Here is a 13,553-nt window from a genome sequence, read left to right as displayed (position 1 = left end):
GGAGAAAAGATATATGATAGCAATTCTTCAGGTATATGGCTTGATGCTTTTGAAGGGCATGGGACAGACCTTGCTGATGACTCTTCTGACCCTGGTCATTGCCATGGTCATCGGTATGATCTTTGGTCTGATGAATGTGGGACACAATCGGGTACTGAATCTCATCGGAACTGTGTATGTGGATGCCATCCGCGGCGTGCCGCTGATTGTACTGGCCTATTTTATCTATTTTGGTATTCCGGCAGGTCTGCAGGGAATCGGAATCCAGTTCCGCTGGGATAATCTGATGCCGGGTACCATCGCCCTTTCTTTAAACTGCGGCGCTTATATGGCGGAGATTATCCGCGCCGGTATCGAGAGTGTGGATCGGGGACAGATGGAGGCTTCCCGGAGTCTGGGACTTTCCTATGGTTCCTCCATGGCGCTGGTCGTAGTGCCCCAGGCGGTACGCACCATGATTCCGTCTATCATTAACCAGTTTATTATTACCCTGAAGGATACGTCGATTCTTTCCGTGATCGCGTTCCCGGAGCTGACGCTGATTGGTAAAACCATTTCCGGTAATACCTTAAAGCCGCTGCAGTCCTGGGCCATCGTCGGCGTGATGTATATGATTGTCATCATTACCTTAAGTAAGCTGGCAAAGAGAATCGAGAGGAGGGTAAACCGTGGCAGATAATAAGATTCATGTAACGAACCTGAAAAAGAGCTTTGGAAAGCTGGAGGTTCTGAAGGATATCAGTATGGATATTACCGAAGGCGAGGTTGTGGTTCTCCTGGGACCCTCCGGAAGCGGTAAATCCACCTTCCTGCGCTGCCTGAACCAGCTGGAGACGGCGACGGCAGGCCAGATTCTGATAGACGGCTATGACGTGACGGACAAGCACACGGATATCAATAAGGTGCGTCAGAACATCGGTATGGTGTTCCAGCATTTTAATCTGTTCAACCATCTGAATGTGATGGACAATATGACGCTGGCTCCGGTCCATCTGAAGGTGATGACCAAGGACGAGGCCCGGAAAAAAGCCATGGAGCTTCTGACACGTGTAGGCCTGGCAGATAAGGCGGAGGCATTCCCGAGCCAACTCTCCGGCGGACAGAAGCAGCGTGTGGCCATCGCCCGCGCCCTGGCTATGAAGCCGGATATCATGCTCTTCGACGAGCCCACCTCTGCCCTTGACCCGGAGATGGTCGGCGAGGTTCTGGCGGTTATGAAGGAGCTTGCAAAAGAGGGAATGACCATGGTGGTCGTAACCCATGAGATAGGCTTTGCCCGCGAGGTGGCAGACCGGGTAGTCTTCATGGAAGGCGGCTATATCGTAGAGCAGGGAACTCCAGAGGAGGTACTGGCTCATCCGAAGGAGCCCAGAACCATTGATTTCCTGAGTAAAGTATTATAAAAAATGACAGAGATGGCTTCTGGAAAAAAATCCAGAAGCCATCTTCGGTTTCTTTACTTGTTACTGTTCACAGGCACTATCCCGCGAAGTGTTTTGGTATGAATATGCCAAAATACCGAGTTGGTATAATTTCATAAACCCTCCCCCGGGGTTATTGACTTCCTTATACAGGAGTGCTAAAATTTAATCATTAAAGGCTGATTTCCAAAGGAAACAGTTACATAACCCAAGGAGGGACATAAGAAATGAGCGTATTAACAGATTTAATCTACGGAGGCTCAAACGCAGTTGCGGGACTGACAGAAGGTGCTGTAAACGACGCGATTGCAAAGTACGGTGAGGACAAGAAGGTTGCAATGCCGGATACGGCGTACTTCCTGCCGACCATCTACGCTGCTACCGGCGTAAAGGTAAGCAAGCTTGGCGATCTGCCGGCCTGTGTAGGCGTACTGAAAAGCCTGATCAGCAACAAGGAAGACCTGGGCGAGGCACTGAACGCAGGTCTGGCTACCGCAGTGGGAGCAGAGATCATCGAGGCCCTGAAGTATGTGGATAATGCCGACCCGTATGCAGAGGACAGCGGTATCGGCTTCGTACCGGATCCGGTTATCCGTTCTCTGGGCGTACCTCTTGTAACCGGAGATATTCCCGGCGTAGCAGTTGTACTGGGCAAGGCTGACAATGCAGAAGATGTAGTGACAGTTGTAAAAGATTACCAGAGCAAGGGTATCATGACCTTCCTGATTGGCGACGTCATCGAGCAGTGTGCCGAGGGAGGCGTAAAGATCGGTCTGGATTTCCGTGTAGTTCCGCTGGGACATGATGTAACCGCAGTCATCCATGTAGTAACTGTGGCGATCCGTGCAGCATTGATCTTCGGTAATGTTACACCTGGCGATCTTCCGGGACTGCTGAAATATACCAAGGAAAGAGTACCCGCATTTGTAAATACCTTCGGCGCTCTGAACGAGGTGGTTGTATCCGCAGGCGCAGGCGCTATCGCGCTGGGCTTCCCGGTAGTCGTAGACGTGGATCTGGGCGAGAATCAGGTTCCGGGCGCGCTGGAGTCTGTTCTGGATCACAGCCTGACCGTGAAGAAGTCCCTGGAGCTGCGTAACATTAAGATTAAAGTAACCGAGCTTCCGATTCCGGTTGCTTTCGCTTCCGCATTCGAGGGCGAGATTATCCGGAGAGGCGATATGCAGGTAGAGTTCAGCTCCCATAAGGCGCCCACCTGCGAGCTGGTACAGACCTGCAATGCAGATGAGATTGAGGATCACAAGATTACCATTGTAGGCAAGGATCTGGACGAGCTGGAGCAGGGTCAGACCTTCGCGCTGGCTACCTATGTACAGGTGGCGGGAGCAAAGATGCAGCCTGACTTCGAGCCGGTTATCGAGCGTAAGATCCATGCATGGTACAACTATATGGAAGGTGTGATGCACACCGGCCAGAGAAATCAGATCCGTGTCCGTGTAAGCAAGGCTGCTTATGAAGCAGGACTTCGCCTGACCCATTTCGCAGAGGTGCTTTACAATATGATCATGGACGAGTTTGATATCGTCGTAGATAAATGTCAGGTTACCATCGTAACCGATACCGATAAGGTTCAGGAGCTTCTGGATACCGTCGCTATGCCGACCTATGAGAAGCGTGACGAGCGTCTGGAGACCCTGACTGATGAGAGCGTAGACCAGTTCTACACCTGTACCCTGTGCCAGTCCTTCGCACCGTCACACTGCTGCGTGGTAACTCCGGAGCGTCTGGGACTTTGCGGAGCCGTTTCCTGGCTGGATGCAAAGGCAACCAAGGAGCTGAACCCCACCGGACCTTGCCAGCCGATTTCCAAGGAAGGCTGTGAGGACGAAGTAAAGGGAATTTACCCGGATGTAAACCGTATGGTAGCTGAGGCAACCCAGGGAGCCCTTGAGAGAGTAACCCTGTACTCCATCATGGAAGACCCGATGACCTCCTGTGGCTGCTTCGAGTGTATCTGTGGTATCGAGCCCTTCTCCAATGGCGTTATCATTGCCAACCGTGAGTACGCAGGTATGACGCCCCTTGGCATGACCTTCGGTGAGCTGGCAAGTATGACAGGCGGCGGAGTTCAGACGCCGGGCTTCATGGGCCATGGTCGTCACTTTATCGCTTCCAAGAAGTTCATGAGCGCCGAGGGCGGCTTTGAGCGTATCGTATGGATGCCGAAGGAGCTGAAGGACGACGTAGCAGAGCGTCTGAACAAGTCCGCAAAAGAGAAATACGGCATTGATAACTTTGCCGATATGATCGCAGACGAGACCGTAGCAACCGATGAGGAGGCTCTGATGGCGTTCCTGCAGGAGAAGAACCATCCGGTACTGGGTCTGGATCCGATTATGTAACACAGGATTTTTGATAAAACGAGAGAATCAGAAAGTGGGGTTTGGCTGCAGAAAGTCAAGCCCCATTTTTTGGATCCTTAATTGTTCTTAAGAAAGCTTCCTTTTTCGGTATCCATCTGATACAATGGGGCTAACCTGTAGGGAGAGACAGGTTGGGGAAAAAGATTCAGGAGGACGAATATGAAATTAAAAAGAGTGATACCGGTACTGGGACTGGCCATGGCGCTGACGGCGGCGACCGCCTGCGGCAGTAAGGCAGAGGATACGGCAGTCCGTATCTATGGAGAAATTGAAGAGATCTCGGAGGAAGATATCATAGTAGACAATCAGTCTGATATGTCTTCCCAGGGAGAGATGATTCTGACGATCGATCCGGAGAATACGGTTCTGGTAGATGGGGAGAGCGGTCTGCCGCTGGAGCTTTCTGACGTGGAAAAGGGAGGCTTTGTGGCGTATCTGGGACCGGCCATGACCCTGTCTTTGCCGCCTCAGTGTACGCCGGAGGTAGTGTTTACCAATGTTTCGGAGAAGGAAGCTGCACCCTATTACGCAGTCATTGCCCGGAAGCCGGTTGCGAAAGACGGCTGCCTGAAAGTGGTTGCTGAAGATGGAGAGAGCTATGTGATTCCGGACACGGCGGAGATAAAGCCCTTCCGTACCCGGAACATAGTTCGGGCTGAGGATATCAAAAAAGGAAGCCGGTGTCTCATCTGGCTGAATGAGCAGAAGGAAGCAGTCCGTGTGGTGCTTCTGGACGCAGAATAAGAGAGGCTTACAGAGATGATAAAAGCAGCATTTTTTGATATTGACGGAACACTGATGGATCACAGCATCGGTCAGATTCCATCAGACACGAAGGAGGCTTTGGCAGAGTTACGGAGAAGCGGCGTGAAAATTTTCACCAGCACCGGACGGCATCTGCTGGAGCTTCAGGAGCTGGGCGTGACAGAGCTTTCCTTTGACGGGCATGTGCTTCTGAACGGTCAGATCTGTCTGGACAAAGAAGAACAGCTGATAGACGCATGTGCCATTCCTGAGGAGGATATGCAGGGCGCTCTGCGCTGGTTTGATGAAATGGAGCTGCCGGTGGCCTTCGTGGAGCAGAAGCAGATCTATATCAATTTCATCAATGACCGGGTGCGGAAGACCCAGGCGGACATCTCCTCGGAACTGCCAAAGACAGGCCGCTTCGATGGCAATCCGGTCTATCTGGTCAATGTATTTGCCGATGAGGCGGATGTAAATCGGGTGCTTGCAGATATGCCCCACTGCCGCATGACCCGCTGGAATCCCTACGGTGTGGATATCATCGCCGCGGGCAACAGTAAGGCCAAGGGTATGGAGCGGGTGCTTCGTTATTATGGCATCGATCGGGAAGAAATCATTGCCTTCGGCGACGGGGAAAACGATATGGAGATGCTTCGGTTTGCCGGAATCGGCGTGGCCATGGAAAATGCGGATCCGGAGGTAAAGGAAATCGCGGATTATGTGACGGACAGCGTAGGAGAGGGCGGGATCACCCATGCGCTCCAGCACTTCAAGTTGATTTAGAAAAAGAGAATGCTCCGGCTGCCAGGTGTGGCAGTCGGAGCAATTTTTATAACTCTAAGAAGGATACTTATGGAACATTCATTTTTAAGAGAGCGAATTCGTATCGCCGTTGCTTCCAAAATTTTTTGCAATCTCAAAATCAACCGTTGCGGTATCCAATGGGGAAGCGGAAGTAAGCTCAAAGTATACGTAGCTTCCATCTTGGGTCAGAGCATAACCGGCTGCCGTATAAACGGTTCCGTCTGCCTGCTCATCCTGATAGAAGAGATAGGAGGAGGTGCCCCGGTCAATCAGTTCGCCGATGGTACAGGGAACGGAAGCTTCTTCCATATTTACCACATGCTCAGATACATAATCTGAAAGAACCTCATCGAGAATCCATTTTTCCGATTCCTCCAGAGAAATAGAAGTCATAGAAACAGTCGGGGCGTCAGTTCCCGGTAAGGTCTCAGCTTTTACAGAAAAGGGTTCCAGATAAAGAACCAGCGCCAGCAGTCCGGCCAGAATACAAAGGGAAAATTTTTTCATAGGCTCACCTCATTTACGATGTGTGTTCTCTTTCATATATAGTATTTTAACAAAAAGATATTACAAAACTATGATGAAATATTTAGAATTACGTTATAAATTCTGAAGAAATTTTAAAGATTTCAGATAAATCATCGAATTTCCACAGGATCCATGAAAACCAGACAGAAAACAAAAATAAACAAATTTGATGTCGGTACTTGCTGTCTTGTCACCTGTATGGTATGATGTAAAGGCTTTATTAAGCAGAATGGTTACTAACAGGAAAAGAGGAGTAAGAAAATGGAAAATGTAAAAGCTTTTCTGAAAAAGAAAAATGTGGAAATCAGCGTGAAACGCTATCTGGTAGACGCACTGGGAGCCATGGCGCAGGGATTGTTCGCCAGCCTGCTGATCGGCACTATCGTAAGCACTCTTGGCAAGCAGCTGGGGATCGAGTATCTGACTGAGCTGGGCGGTTACGCCAGCGCGGTAGCCGGACCCGCCATGGCGGTCAGCATCGGCTGGGCACTGCAGTGTCCGCCACTGGTGCTCTTTAGTTTAGTGGCAGTCGGCAACGCGGCGAATGTACTGGGCGGCGCGGGCGGCCCGCTGGCGGTGCTTGTCATCACTGTCATCGCGGCGGAATGCGGAAAGCTGGTCAGCAAAGAAACAAAAATCGATATTCTGGTAACGCCGGGCGTCACCATTTTCGTGGGCGTCGGTCTGGCAGAGCTGATTGCGCCGGGCATCGGCGCGGCGGCTTCAAGTGTAGGTCAGCTGATCATGTGGGCGACCGAGCTTCAGCCGCTGCTGATGGGTATCATCGTATCCGTATTAGTCGGTATGGCTCTGACCCTGCCGATTTCCAGTGCGGCTATCTGCGCAGCTCTGGGTCTTACAGGACTTGCAGGCGGCGCTGCGGTAGCGGGCTGCTGCGCCCAGATGGTGGGCTTCGCGGTCATGAGCTATAAGGAAAATGGCGTGGGCGGCCTGGTGAGCCAGGGCATCGGCACCAGCATGCTGCAGATGGGCAATATCGTGAAGAATCCCCGCATCTGGGTTGCGCCGACCCTGGCCAGCGCCATCACCGGCCCCATTGCCACCTGTGTCTTCCATATGACCATGAACGGCACACCCGTATCCAGTGGTATGGGAACCTGCGGCCTGGTAGGTCAGATTGGCGTGTATACCGGCTGGATGAGCGAGATTGAGGCAGGTACCCGGGCAGCTATCACCGGCTTTGACTGGGTGGGTCTGATTCTCATCTGTTTCGTGCTTCCGGCTGTTTTAAGTACCATTTTCTGTGAAATCGAGCGAAAGATGGGCTGGATCAAGGATGGCGATCTGAAACTCAACTAGGAGCCGTATAGGAAAAATCAGTCTTCTGACAGAACCCGGGAAAATCCGTCAAGTTACATTGGACTAAGCGGGAGGAGTATGTTATACTCTTATCAAAGGGATTTTTTTGTTCAAGAGAGGGAAGAAGTCAGGAGGAAGATATAAATGGCAAATGTAGTATTCCAGTTTGAAAACGGCGAGAAAGTGACGGTTTCAACTATGGCAGGAGAGAATCTGCTGGAGACGGCGCGGAAGTCCAACGTGGTCATCGACGCGCCCTGCTCTGGCAATGGCTCCTGCGGAAAGTGTCGCGTGAAGCTGCTGGGAGGCGAGCTGGATTCCAAGAAGACCCGCCATATCAATGAGGAAGAGTGGGCGGAGGGTTGGCGTCTGGCCTGTTGCAGTACGGTAGCCGGCGATGTGCAGGTCATGGTGCCGGATATCGCGTCTGCGTATCGCAGCCGCATGAAGGTGGCAGACTTAAGCTCTCCCCAGGAGATCAAGATTTTTGACGACTGCATGGAGCATCTGGCAGAGGCCGATCTGACTCTGGGTAATAACATTCGTATCATTGATCTGAAGATGGACGTACCGACTCTGGATGATACCATGCCTGACAATGAGCGGCTCACAAGAGCCCTGCAGGCAGTGACCGGCATCGAGAAAATTGAGCTTCCGTTCTCGACCTTGATGGAGCTTCCGGATGTGCTGCGGGCCAGTGATTTCGAGGTGCAGTGTGTCATTGCCCAGAATAAGGAGCACGTGTTCGTATATGATGTGTTCGAAAAATCGGCCAATGTCGTAGCGGCTGGACTGGCTATCGATATCGGTACGACTACTGTATCCGCAGTTATGGTTGATATGCTGACCGGTAGGATTCTGGCCAAGGCGTCCTCCGGTAACGGACAGATCCGGTACGGTGCAGACGTGATTAACCGTATCATCGAGTCCCAGAAGCCGGGCGGACACAAGAAGCTGCAGGACGCGATCATCGACGAGACCCTGAATCCGATGATTCAGCAGATGAGCCGGGCGGCAGGCTTAAGCTCCCGCCAGATTTACCGGCTGTCCGTGGGCGGCAACTCCACCATGAACCATCTGCTGGTGGGTATCAACGCAGATCCGCTGCGTATGGAGCCCTATATTCCGGCCTTTTATAAGACCAATTCCATCTATGCGTCGGACATCCGCCTGAACGTGCATCCGGACGCCCATGTGATCATCGCGCCGAATATCGGTAGCTATGTGGGCGGCGATATTACTGCCGGCGCTTTGGTCAGCATGCTCTGGAACCAGCCCCATTTCTCCCTGTTCATCGACCTGGGAACCAACGGTGAGCTGGTATTCGGTAACTCTGACTTCATGATGAGCTGTGCATGTTCCGCAGGACCGGCCTTCGAGGGCGGCGATATCAGCTGTGGTATGCGTGCGACGGACGGCGCGATTGAGGCATGTAAGATCGATAAGGAGACCATGGAGCCTACTTTTGATATTATCGGCGATCCGGGACAGAAGCCCATCGGCCTCTGCGGTTCCGGTATCATCGACGTGATTGCGGAGCTGTTCCGCTGCGGCATCATCAGCCCCAAGGGCAAATTTGTCCGGGAAGGCAAGCGCGTGAAGCATGATCATTACGGCATGGGCAGCTATGTCCTGGCCTTCGAGGAGGAGGCTGCGGGCAGCAAGGACGTGGAGATCACGGAAGTGGATATCGATAACTTCATCCGTGCCAAGGGTGCGATTTTTTCAGCGATCCGTACCATGCTGAAGAGTCTGGACTTTGACATCAGCATGATCGAGGAGGTCTATGTAGCAGGCGGCATCGGAAGCGGTATCAACATGCAGAACGCAGTGAATATCGGTATGTTCCCGGATATTCCGATTGAGTACTATCACTACATAGGCAACTCTTCTCTGTGCGGCGCGTACGCTATGCTGCTTTCCACCAAGGCAGAGAAGAAGGTCTATGAGCTGGCCCAGAATATGACCTATCTGGAGCTTTCCACAGAACCGGGCTATATGGATGAATTCGTGGCCTGCTGTTTCCTGCCTCATACGGACAGCAGCCTGTTCCCGACGGTGATGAGTCAGGTATAAAGACGGAAATATTGCGAGAAAGAGAGACTGAAAAACCATGGAATTTCCTTACGAAAAGGACAATAAAGAGAGAATTCCCTTTGAGCATTATCTGAACGAATATCAGAAAATCGACCCAAAGGAGGCAGCCGAGCGCTGCGGCATCGAATACGACGAGGAGAAGCAGCAGTTTCATGTACGCCTGATGGGCTATCCTTATCTGGTGGATTATCCGGAGTTTGCGGTACATAAAGAGAACGAAGAGGAAGAAGGCGCGTTCCTTTTGCTGGATACTGTGGCAGCGAAGATTAGTGTGCTCCGGTTCCTGATTTCCGGTCAGGTGGTCAAAAGTAGCGGCAAATATTTGACCTACCGGGAAGTGCCCTGGGGCGAAGTGTATTTCCGGCAGTTCGAGGGAAGATGCCTGACCCGTCTTAAGTTCGCCTTTGGCTTCAAGCTGGATAAGTTTTGCGAAGCTATGGAGAAGCTTGGTGCGAAGAGACTGACCCTGGGCGACGCTTCTTACGAGTTCGAGTATATCAACGGTCTGCATGTGCGCTTTATTCTCTGGACCGGCGACGACGAATTCCCACCTGCGTCCCAGATCCTTTTCGAGGATAATTTCCCCTACGCTTACCAGGCGGAGGATCTGGCGGTGGTGGGAGATATCTCCATCAACACGCTGAAGATTCTGGCCGGGAAATAGGCGGATAACTGGAATAAAGGATATTGGAAATAAATGGAAAATAAGAAAAAAGCAATCCTGGCCGTGAGCTTCGGTACCAGCTTTCATGAGACCCGGGAAAAGACCATCGATCGCATTGAGGCAGATCTGGCGGCAGCCTACCCGGAGTATACCCTGTATCGGGCATGGACCAGCAAGATGATCATCACGAAGCTGAAAAAGCGGGATGGTATTGTGATTCCTACGGTGGCGGAGGCTGTGGAACAGATGATTTCCGACGGCGTACAGGAACTGATTGTGCAGCCCACCCATATCATTAATGGCATTGAAAATGATCTGATGAAGGAGGATGTGCTGGCACGAAAGGAAGCCTTTGAAAAAATCGCGTTCGGCGATCCGCTGCTGACCACTACAGAAGACAATGTGGCGGTACTGCAGGCGGTGATGTCAGAATTTCCGGCGCTTGCAGAGGACGAGGCGCTGGTATTTATGGGACATGGAACTACCCATTACGCCAATACCGTTTACGCGGCCTTGGATTACACCTTTAAGGATTTGGGATATACCCGAACCTTTCTCGGAACTGTGGAGGCTTATCCGTCCATGGAATCCCTGAAAAAGCAGCTTCGTGCGCTGGCGCTGAAAAAGGTCATTCTGGCACCTTTTATGGTGGTTGCCGGAGATCATGCAAACAACGACATGTCCGGCGAAGACGAGGATTCCTGGAAGAGTCAGTTTGAGGCGGAAGGGTATCAGGTATCCTGCGTGCTGAAGGGACTTGGCGAGTATCCCAGTGTGCGAAAGATCTATGTGGCGCATACAGAGGCGGCGAGAAAGAGTCTGGAAGAGCAGGCGTAATCATTTGCGTTTCGCGGGTAGACGGGCAGCAACACCGCCCGATATAAAATAAATAGGGTAAAACGGAGATACCGTATCAACAGCAAGTTCTGTTGATACGGTATTTTTTACGCGAGCAACGAGTCAAATTCGCGAAGCGTATTTTATCTCGTTGTCGCAAAATCGGAGAAGCTGACGAACGATTTTAAAAGTGATTTGTAATAATCTGGGAAAAACCACATAGAATGGAAAGTAGTAACAGAAAGGGGGAGAGAGGACAACAGACAGTTTGCAGTGAAAAAAGGAGAATGAAAAAGTTGAGGAGAAAAGCAAAAAGAATGTGGGCGTACCTGCTTGTGCTTCTGCTGCTTTTTTCAGTAGCCGGAGGCAGCGGCTTCCCGGTGCTGGCTGAAACGGAACACATAGAAGATGTTTCGACGGAGGCAGAGAATATGGAGACCGCGGAAATGGAAGCCGGAGAGACAGAAGCAGAGGAAAAAGCCGGAAAACAGGACGGGCAGGCGGAAGAACAGCAACAGGGAGACAGTGGTTCGGATGAGAACACCGGGAAAGATACCGGAGAAAAAGATCCGGATGAAAATACGGAAACTGTGGCTCCCGGAGAGAACAATGAGGCAGAAAATCCAGAAACCACAGAGAAAGGACAGAAAGCGGGAAATCTGGAAGCAGGCTCTGAGGCAGACGATGCGGAAGTAATGGAAACAGTGTTGCCGGAAGAGGAGTTGGTTCCCGAGGAGCTTCAGAGAGAGATTATGGTGGCAGAGCCAGTGGTATTGGATCTGGCGACGGTGAAACCGGAAGCTCCGTCCCTGGCCCGTCGGAAATATGCCGAGCGGAATCCGGATGGAACTTACGCTCTGACGCTGGAATTTACGGGAAAAGCGGATACCGACAGTAATGCCCGGAAACTGGACGTCCTTCTGATTGTGGACAGGTCGGGGTCAATGACTTACTCTATGGGAGGATCTAAGGAAACAAACTATAAGAACAGCCGCTGGTACAATGCCAAGCTGGCCATTCAGCAGCTGATCGATACACTGGAACAGAATGATGGACTGGATGTTCGTTACAGTATTGTGACATACAGTGGAAGTGAAGATGATGGAACCTGGAATGACGCAAGCATAGCTGTAGAATGGAACGAGGCGAAGAATTTTAAAATAAGTGGGAATCTGACAAATCCACAGGATCAGTACAGTATCGGAGGCGGTAAGCTAGATTATAAACCCTCCGGTGGAACGAACTATCAGGCAGGACTCCGTACGGGGGCGGAACAACTGGCAAAAGCCCGTTCAGACGCGGAAAAGGCAGTACTGTTTCTGTCGGATGGAAAACCAACGTTTTATTATAATAGTGACGGAGATACTGTGGGAGCCGGAGATGAAGATGCAGATGAAGATTGGTGGGGAAATAAGTATAACTGGGGCAGCTGTTCCAGCGCCGCCTATACCCAGGCAGACAAAATGACCGGCATCAACTATTTCTACGCCATTGGTATCGGAAAAGACAAGCAGGCAATCAATCCGGCTACACTAAAAGAATTGAGCGTGCGGATCGAGAAAAAGAATTCCGGTTGTAAAGTCACAGAGAATAACGCGCCATACCTCTGCGGCAGTCTGGAAGAACTGAAAAAAGCATTTTCGGAAATGGCTGGTGAGATTACAAGGCTTTCCTGTAAGAATGTGACTGTTACCGATACCCTCAGTGAAAATGTAGATCTGCTGAATAAAGACGGAAAGCCCCTGACCAATGCGTCAGAGCTTGTATACACACTCTCAGCGGTGAATGCAGAAGGCGGCGAAGAGAGCATACCGGACGGAACGACAGTCGTTTATAACCCGACGACCCGTGAGCTTCAGCTGAAATTCCCGGACGAATACGAGCTGGGCGATGGCTGGACCTATGAAATCACGGTTCACATCGCGCCGTCGGAGCTGGCCTACAAGAAGTATTTTGAGGCAGACGAGACTTACCCGGATAGAGCGGAGCCCGATACAGGAACCCATGCGGACGGCTGGGGCTTTTATTCCAATGTGGAAGACAGCGCAAAATTGATTTACACCTGGAATGATACGGTTCCGAGGGAAGAGGAGTTCCCGATGCCCGTAGTGAAGCTGGACGGCGTGGATATCCCGGTACCCACAGGCCTCGGCTTCAGCGGACAGTTGGGAAGCGGCGTATGGGCAGCGCTGCTTGGCACGGCGACTATGGCGGCTCTGGCATATCTGGCATACAGGAGACGACGATACGATGGAACGCGATAAGGCTGAAGTGAAATATTTCCTGGTCCGGCTGGGTGTGATGATGGTAGTCTTCTGGCTGCTGTTCGGAGTGGTTTTCGGCGTGACGGCCATGAAAGACAATTCCATGAGCCCGAAGCTGGAGGCAGGCGATCTGGTGCTGTACTATCGGCTGGGAAAAAAGCTGAACGATCGCTCAGTGATTGTATTTTGCAAGGAGGACAGGCAGTATGTGGGCCGTATTGTGGCCCGTGGCGGGGACACCGTGGAGGTGGCCGGAGAGGATGGACTTTACATCAATGGCTATCAGGTTCTGGAAACTGACATTTATTACCGGACGCCGGTATATGATGGAAAGGTGGACTATCCGGTGACACTGAAAGAGGACGAGGTCTTTGTGCTCTGCGATTACCGGGAGGGGGCTTTAGACAGCCGGTATTTCGGGCCGGTGAAACACTCTGAGATAAAGGGGACTGTTATTACAGCAGTCCGCAGATCGGAACTATGAGAA

General features: G+C 51.5%; 12 protein-coding genes. 11 read left to right on the top strand and 1 reads right to left on the bottom strand.

The genetic code is table 11. The features are described 5' to 3' along the window. The first annotated feature begins 13 nt into the window (after positions 1-13). The 5 genes from WMO29_RS05020 to WMO29_RS05000 all read left to right on the top strand — a co-directional run bounded on the left by WMO29_RS05020 (position 14) and on the right by WMO29_RS05000 (position 5,335). Complete coding sequence (locus tag WMO29_RS05020; RefSeq protein WP_349164027.1) at positions 14-679, top strand: amino acid ABC transporter permease; 666 nt, start codon at positions 14-16, stop codon at positions 677-679. Further along, a complete protein-coding gene (locus tag WMO29_RS05015) occupies positions 669-1,403 on the top strand; it encodes an amino acid ABC transporter ATP-binding protein (RefSeq protein WP_349164026.1) in 735 nt (244 codons plus the stop codon). Before WMO29_RS05020 ends, WMO29_RS05015 begins: the two co-directional genes overlap by 11 nt. Positions 1,404-1,648: 245 nt before the next feature. Continuing rightward, positions 1,649-3,784 (top strand): acetyl-CoA decarbonylase/synthase complex subunit alpha/beta, encoded by a 2,136-nt coding sequence (gene acsB, locus WMO29_RS05010; protein WP_349164025.1) that lies wholly within the window; start codon positions 1,649-1,651, stop codon positions 3,782-3,784. A gap of 180 nt (positions 3,785-3,964) precedes the next feature. Next, positions 3,965-4,549 (top strand): hypothetical protein, encoded by a 585-nt coding sequence (locus WMO29_RS05005; RefSeq protein WP_349164024.1) that lies wholly within the window; start codon positions 3,965-3,967, stop codon positions 4,547-4,549. A 15-nt stretch (positions 4,550-4,564) separates the two neighbouring features. Further along, on the top strand, positions 4,565-5,335 hold the full coding sequence (locus tag WMO29_RS05000; RefSeq protein ID WP_349164023.1) for a Cof-type HAD-IIB family hydrolase: 771 nt from the start codon (positions 4,565-4,567) through the stop codon (positions 5,333-5,335). Positions 5,336-5,419: 84 nt separating this feature from the next. Here WMO29_RS05000 and WMO29_RS04995 read toward each other — a convergent pair whose 3' ends face one another. Continuing rightward, entirely contained in the window at positions 5,420-5,863 is a 444-nt protein-coding gene (locus WMO29_RS04995) for a hypothetical protein (protein WP_349164022.1), read from the bottom strand. Positions 5,864-6,145: 282 nt separating this feature from the next. Here WMO29_RS04995 and WMO29_RS04990 point away from each other — a divergent pair, with 282 nt between their 5' ends. From WMO29_RS04990 to lepB, 6 genes are all read left to right on the top strand, one after another. After that, positions 6,146-7,204: a PTS sugar transporter subunit IIC gene (locus tag WMO29_RS04990; protein WP_349164021.1), complete on the top strand. Its 1,059-nt coding sequence runs from the start codon at positions 6,146-6,148 to the stop codon at positions 7,202-7,204. Positions 7,205-7,348: 144 nt separating this feature from the next. Next, positions 7,349-9,280 (top strand): corrinoid activation/regeneration protein AcsV, encoded by a 1,932-nt coding sequence (acsV, locus tag WMO29_RS04985; RefSeq protein WP_349164020.1) that lies wholly within the window; start codon positions 7,349-7,351, stop codon positions 9,278-9,280. A 37-nt stretch (positions 9,281-9,317) separates the two neighbouring features. Beyond that, positions 9,318-9,965 carry a DUF3786 domain-containing protein gene (locus tag WMO29_RS04980; RefSeq protein WP_349164019.1) on the top strand — a complete coding sequence of 216 codons (648 nt, stop codon included), beginning with the start codon at positions 9,318-9,320 and terminating at the stop codon, positions 9,963-9,965. Positions 9,966-9,998: 33 nt separating this feature from the next. Beyond that, positions 9,999-10,802 (top strand): sirohydrochlorin cobaltochelatase, encoded by an 804-nt coding sequence (locus tag WMO29_RS04975; RefSeq protein WP_349164018.1) that lies wholly within the window; start codon positions 9,999-10,001, stop codon positions 10,800-10,802. A gap of 296 nt (positions 10,803-11,098) precedes the next feature. Beyond that, positions 11,099-13,066, top strand: coding sequence for a DUF7604 domain-containing protein (locus tag WMO29_RS04970; protein ID WP_349164017.1), 1,968 nt, complete (start codon positions 11,099-11,101; stop codon positions 13,064-13,066). After that, entirely contained in the window at positions 13,053-13,550 is a 498-nt protein-coding gene (gene lepB / locus WMO29_RS04965) for a signal peptidase I (protein ID WP_349164016.1), read from the top strand. The genes WMO29_RS04970 and lepB overlap by 14 nt, the downstream gene beginning before the upstream one ends. Positions 13,551-13,553: the final 3 nt, after the last annotated feature.

The organism is Laedolimicola intestinihominis (assembly GCF_040096155.1).
Taxonomy (GTDB): domain Bacteria; phylum Bacillota; class Clostridia; order Lachnospirales; family Lachnospiraceae; genus Laedolimicola; species Laedolimicola intestinihominis.
This window is presented reverse-complemented; position numbering and strand designations above follow the sequence as displayed.